At 48.6% G+C, this 5,850-nt stretch carries 6 protein-coding genes; all 6 read left to right on the top strand.

Features of this window, described 5'->3' with window-relative positions:
* On the top strand, positions 1-1,144 hold a 1,144-nt coding region (sufD, locus tag Q1V74_RS02540), incomplete at its 5' end, for a Fe-S cluster assembly protein SufD (RefSeq protein WP_300646927.1).
* Between the two features lie 4 nt (positions 1,145-1,148).
* Positions 1,149-2,399, top strand: coding sequence for a cysteine desulfurase (locus Q1V74_RS02545; RefSeq protein WP_300646928.1), 1,251 nt, complete (start codon positions 1,149-1,151; stop codon positions 2,397-2,399).
* Positions 2,392-2,844 carry a Fe-S cluster assembly sulfur transfer protein SufU gene (sufU, locus tag Q1V74_RS02550; protein WP_300646929.1) on the top strand — a complete coding sequence of 151 codons (453 nt, stop codon included), beginning with the start codon at positions 2,392-2,394 and terminating at the stop codon, positions 2,842-2,844. The genes Q1V74_RS02545 and sufU overlap by 8 nt, the downstream gene beginning before the upstream one ends.
* 11 nt (positions 2,845-2,855) lie before the next feature.
* The gene (gene sufT / locus Q1V74_RS02555; protein ID WP_300646930.1) at positions 2,856-3,413 is read left to right on the top strand and encodes a putative Fe-S cluster assembly protein SufT; all 558 of its coding nucleotides are present in this window, start codon (positions 2,856-2,858) and stop codon (positions 3,411-3,413) included.
* A gap of 126 nt (positions 3,414-3,539) precedes the next feature.
* On the top strand, positions 3,540-4,775 hold the full coding sequence (locus Q1V74_RS02560; protein WP_300646931.1) for an exonuclease SbcCD subunit D C-terminal domain-containing protein: 1,236 nt from the start codon (positions 3,540-3,542) through the stop codon (positions 4,773-4,775).
* 8 nt (positions 4,776-4,783) lie between these two features.
* Positions 4,784-5,850, top strand: a 1,067-nt coding sequence (locus Q1V74_RS02565) for an AAA family ATPase (RefSeq protein ID WP_300646932.1), incomplete at its 3' end; no start/stop codon positions are given.

Raw genomic sequence — 5,850 nt, forward strand, 5'->3', positions numbered from 1 at the left:
TACATCACTGGCTTTATTAGATAGCAAGCAGTATCAGGTTGCCGAGGCTTTTGATGCTAAAGCGTTGGTGGATTCCTGTAAAAACAATGAGCAAGCGTACTGGTTGGTTTTTGTGGATGGGCAGTTTGCCGCTGACTTATCCTCAACCGATATGCCTACTGGTGTGAGTCTACGTTCGGTAGCAGAGGTTTGCGCTAATGAGCCCACCGCACTCGAAACCATTTATGGTCAAGCGGATGATGGCTTTAGCCCCGATGCTTTAAACCTGGGCTTAGCACAGGATGGGGCCTTTGTGCGTGTATCGCGCGCAGTTCAAGTCGAGAAGCCCATTCATCTGGTGTTTGTTTCCGGGCCGGGTAATTGTGCCGCTTTTACGCGTAACTTTATTGCGCTTGAAGCCGGTGCGCATGCGACCGTGGTCGAACATTACATCAGTGCCGATGATTTTTCTGGCTTAAGCAATGCGGTAACGCGTGTTTGGACCGACCGTGATGCGAATTTGGTGCATTTTAAGCTACAAACCCAGAGCGAAAGTGCGGTGCACTTAGCTTCTATTGATGCCGAGCAAGAGCAAAACTCACACTATGAGTCGCATTCTTTTTCTTTTGGGGCGCAACTTGCACGGACGAACATCACCACACGCTTTAATGGTGAGCGTTGCCATACGTTACTAAACGGGCTGTATTACACCAATGAGCGTCGTCATGTGGATCATTACACCCAGATTCATCATGCCGTTCCTAACTGCACGAGCCATGAATACTATCGTGGCATTATGGCTGATCGGGGGCGTGGTGTGTTTTCAGGGCGTATTGTGGTTCATAAGGGCGCGGACGGCACGGATGCAATCCAGCGTTCAGATAGCTTGCTGCTATCCAAAATGGCAAAAGCTGATAGCAAACCCGAGCTAGAAATCTACGCCGATGATGTGAAATGCGCGCATGGCGCCACGGTAGGTCAAATTGATGAAGACAGCTTATTTTATTTACGCTCACGTGGTTTAGATCGCGAAGACGCGTTTAATTTGCTGATTTATGCGTTTGCCGCCGAGGTACTCGAGCGTGTTCAGTCTGAAGCTTTACGTCAACGGGCTACGGCAGGGATCCAATCTCGATTACCTGGCGCAAGCCAACTAGGAGAGTAACACCATGGTAGAGCCGGTCACTACACCTGCAATGCAGCTTGATCGGCGCGCCGATTTTCCTATCTTGGCGCAGCCTGTTCGCGGGCAGCGCCTTGTTTATTTGGATAATGGCGCGACCACGCAAAAACCCGCCGTTGTAATTCAGGCGGAAAAGGATTTTTATGAAAAGTCCAATGCCAATATTCACCGTGGTGTGCATTGGTTATCCCAACATGCAACGGATTTGTATGATCAGGCGCGTGTTACCACCCAGCAATTTCTAAACGCGCGGCGTGTAGAAGAAATTGTATTTACCGCTGGAACAACCGATAGCATTAACTTGGTGGCGTATACTTGGGGGTTGGATAACTTAAAAGCCGGTGATGAAATTGTGCTAACTGGCTTGGAGCACCATTCCAACATCGTGCCTTGGCAGTTAGTGGCACAACGTACGGGTGCCGTGATTAAGGTTGTACCGGTTCTGGATAACGGTGAGCTGGATCTGGATGCGTATCAGCAGCTTCTGAGTGAAAAAACCAAGCTAGTGGGAATTGTGCATGTATCCAATGCACTCGGGACAGTAAACCCTGTTGCCGAGATGACGCGGTTAGCGCATCAAGTAGGCGCAAAAGTCTTGATTGATGGCGCACAAGCCGTTGCTCATACCGTGGTAGATGTTCAGGCGTTGGATTGTGATTTTTATGTATTTTCTGGGCATAAGATCTATGGTCCTACGGGCACAGGGGTGTTGTACGCCAAATACGATATCCTCGATGCGATGTCACCATGGCGTGGTGGTGGCGATATGATCCATACCGTTAGCTTTGAGGGCAGCACTTATGCGCCCGTGCCACAGCGCTTCGAGGCGGGCACGCCCAATATCGCCGGGGTAATCGTATTGGCCGAGGCTTTACGCTATGTGCAATCGGTGGGTTTAGCACAGATTGCTGCGCACGAGGACGCGTTATTGCGTTATGCAACCGAACAATTGCAACAGCTTAAAGGCATCACCTTGGTGGGCACCGCCGCGCAAAAAGCCGGTGTGCTGTCCTTTTTGGTCGATGATATTCACCCCCATGATTTAGGAACCATATTAGATATGGATGGGGTGGCCATTCGAGCCGGGCATCATTGTGCGATGCCACTGATGACTCGTTTTGGTATTCCAGGTACCGCGCGCGCATCCTTTGCCTTATATAACAGCTTTGATGATGTGGATGCGTTAGTAACAAGCTTGAAAAAAGCGCAAAAACTATTTGGAGTTTCCGATGAGTGATGATTTTGGCGGTTTACGTGATCTTTACCAAGAGGTAATTTTTGATCACAACCGTAACCCTCGCAATTTTGCCCACATGGAAGACGCAACGCATAAAGCCGACGGCCATAATCCTTTATGTGGCGATCAATTGCGGGTTTATGTGCACCTAAAAGACGATGTCGTAGAAAAAGTCTCGTTTATTGGTCAGGGGTGTGCGATCTCTAAGGCATCGGCCTCGCTGATGACAGAGGCATGCAAAGGCAAAACCAAAGCCGAAGTAGAGCAGTTATTCCAAGACATGCATGCCATGTTAACAGAGGATCACCCCGATCGTGATCTAGGCAAATTAGAAGTGTTATCAGGGGTAAAAGAGTTCCCCGCTCGAGTAAAATGCGCCTCTTTGGCGTGGCACACATTAGATAACGCGATTCACCAAAACGATGAGATCGCTAAAACTGAGTAAAGGCAGTTGTCATGAGTTATTTTGAACGCGAAGAAGTCATCGTCAGCCGGGACTGTCCGGCAGTTACTATTCCTTATGGTTCGCCAGTAACCATCGAAAAAGGATGCAGTGCCACCATCACGCAAAAGCTTGGTAATAGCTACACCGTGATCGTTGAAGGCAACATGTATCGCATCGAGGGTGTGGATGGTGATGCCATTGGACAAGAGATAAAAACGGTAGAAGCCTTTATTCCAGAGCAGCCGGCTACGGAAAAAACCATCGAAGAGGCGTGTTGGGTGGTGCTCACCGAAGTCTTTGACCCAGAAATACCGGTTGATATTGTTAACCTAGGACTGGTGTATAAGTGCCATGTAACACAAGAAAACGCGGATGAGTTTTCTGTAGTACTGGATATGACGTTAACGGCGCCTGGGTGTGGGATGGGGCCGATTATCGCCGAAGAAGCTCGAGCAAAGGTATTAAATATCCAAGGGGTGACTCAAGCCGATGTTAACCTGGTTTGGGACCCGCCATGGAGCCGAGACATGATGAGTGAATCCGCACGTTTACAGTTGGGTATGTTGTAAGCAATAAAGTGGACAGAAGGCCGCTAAATGAAAAATTTAGCGGCTTTTTACGTATTTGATTTAGTTGGATTTATTGCTATTTAGCACAGACTGTTATGATAGGTTTTTGTTTAGGAAACCTCCCTCATGCGTTTTTTACATACTTCGGATTGGCATTTAGGCCGTGCGCTTTACGGCAAAAAACGGGATGCTGAATTTGAGGCGTTTTTTGATTGGCTATTAACAACCATTGAAAACGAACAAATTGATGTGCTTTTGGTGGCAGGGGATATTTTTGATACGACTACCCCTAGTCACACAGCACAGACTCATTATTATCGTTTTTTGTATCAGGTCTCACAGACCTGTTGTTCGCATGTGGTGATTATCGCGGGTAACCATGATTCACCTACCTTTTTAACCGCTCCACAGGCTTTATTAAAACATCTGCATGTACATGTGGTGGGGGCGATGAGTGAGCGGATTGAGGACGAGATCATCGTCTTAGAAAAAAACGGCGAAGCGCAAGCTATTGTCTGTGCCGTGCCATATCTGCGTGATCAGGATTTACGCCGGTTGGAAGCAGGGGAAAACCTAGACGATAAGAATAAAAAAATGGGTTTGGGGTTGATGCGGCATTATCAGGAGGTCGCCCAGCAGGCTAAGCGTTTGCAACAGCAACACCAGCAGGCTGGCTTAGCAGCGCTTCCGGTGATTGCTATGGGGCATTTGTTTGTGGCTGGCGGCAAAACCATTGATGGCGATGGGGTTCGTGATTTATATGTAGGGAATTTGGTTAAAACAGGCGTTGATATTTTCCCCGCTATTTTTGATTATGTGGCATTAGGGCATTTACACGTGCCCCAGTGTGTGGCTCAGCAGGAACATATTCGTTATAGCGGCTCACCGATACCCATGGGCTACGGCGAGGCTGGACAACAAAAACAAGTAGTAGTGGTGGATTTCACTCAGGGCATAAGAAAAATCTCTACGATAACAGTACCGCGTTTTCAGGATTTGGTACGGGTGGTAGGCGATCTGCCACAGATTCAGCAACAGCTCCAGCAGCTGGCGCAAGTGCAAAGCCAAGCGTGGTTAGAGGTGGAATATACAGGCGCAGAGCGTGTACCCCATTTGCGCCAGCAGCTAGAGCAGTGGGTAGAGGAAAGCACATTGGAAATATTGCGCATTAAAAATCCTTTGCTGATCCAGCAAACCCTACAGGCTCAGCACCAAGCTCAGCAGTTAGATGAACTTAGCCCAGTGGAAGTATTTGAACGTTGCTTAGCGGCGCACCAAGTGCCTCAAGCCCAACACCCAGCGTTATGGCATTGCTATCAGCAGATTTTGCAGCAAATTCAAGAGGATGATCAGCACGCCTAGGAAGCACCATGAAAATCTTAGAGTTACGTTTTAAAAATTTAAACTCCTTGTATGGCGAATGGTGTATTGATTTTCGGGGGGAGCCGTATGCCTCGCAAGGGATTTTTGCCTTAGTCGGGCCGACGGGTGCTGGTAAATCCACACTACTGGATGCCATTTGCTTGGCTTTATATGGGCAAACGCCACGTTTAGGTCGTATTACGAAAAGTGATAATGAAATTATGTCGCGGCATACGGGTGAATGCTATGCCGAGGTGGTGTTTGCGGGTCAGGGTGGGGTGTTTCGTTGTCATTGGGAGCAACGGCGTGCGCGCAAATCCCCGACTGGTCGGTTGCAAGAGCCTGATCATCAGATAGCCGATGCCAGTACGGGTATCTTACTAGAGAGCAAACGTCGTTTGGTTGTCGACGTGGTCGAGCAAAAAACGGGCATGAATTTTGATCGCTTTCAACGTGCAGTATTATTAGCCCAAGGCCAGTTTGATGCTTTTTTGAAAGCAGATGTGGGTGAGAAATCAGAAATGCTGGAGCAGATCACCGGTACGGCGATGTATAGTGAGATTTCTCAGCGTGTCCATGAGCAAACACGCATGGAGCAACAGCAGCTGCAGCAGTTGCAAGCCCAATTAGAAGGGGTGGCCTTATTAGCTCCAGAGCAAGTCCACGCTTATCAGCTAGCGATCCAACAAGAAAAACAAGCACAGGAACAACTTCAGCAGCAGCTCAACGTGTTACAGCAGGCATCACGCTGGATAGATATACAGCATTTGTTGCGTACAGAGATCCAGCAGCTCAGCGAAGAAGCGCAGCGCTTGCAACAGGCCCAGCTAGCCTTTAAACCCGATCAAGAACGCTTACTGCTTGCCCAACAGGTAGCACAGATCCAACCTATTTATGGCGGTTTGCTGCGATTGCGGCAGCAACGACAAGAGCAAGAGCAGGCATTTCAGGCACTACAGGAGCAGCAGCGACAACAGCAGCAACAACTACTGCCACTGCAAAATACCTATGAGCAATGCCTTACCATTTATCAGCAATTGTTGGGGATGAGCGAGTCTTTATCACTGTGGCTTGA

It is taken from the genome of Paenalcaligenes sp. (assembly GCF_030152715.1).
In the GTDB taxonomy this organism is placed as follows: Bacteria; Pseudomonadota; Gammaproteobacteria; order Burkholderiales; family Burkholderiaceae_B; genus Paenalcaligenes; species Paenalcaligenes hermetiae.

What these genes read in the sequence shown, in the direction of transcription:
- sufT (WP_300646930.1), top strand. Translation starts at nt 2,856, where the DNA reads ATGAGTTATTTTGAACGCGAAGAAGTCATCGTCAGCCGGGACTGTCCG.
- Q1V74_RS02560 (WP_300646931.1), top strand. Translation starts at nt 3,540, where the DNA reads ATGCGTTTTTTACATACTTCGGATTGGCATTTAGGCCGTGCGCTTTAC.
- Q1V74_RS02545 (WP_300646928.1), top strand. Translation starts at nt 1,149, where the DNA reads ATGGTAGAGCCGGTCACTACACCTGCAATGCAGCTTGATCGGCGCGCC.
- sufU (WP_300646929.1), top strand. Translation starts at nt 2,392, where the DNA reads ATGAGTGATGATTTTGGCGGTTTACGTGATCTTTACCAAGAGGTAATT.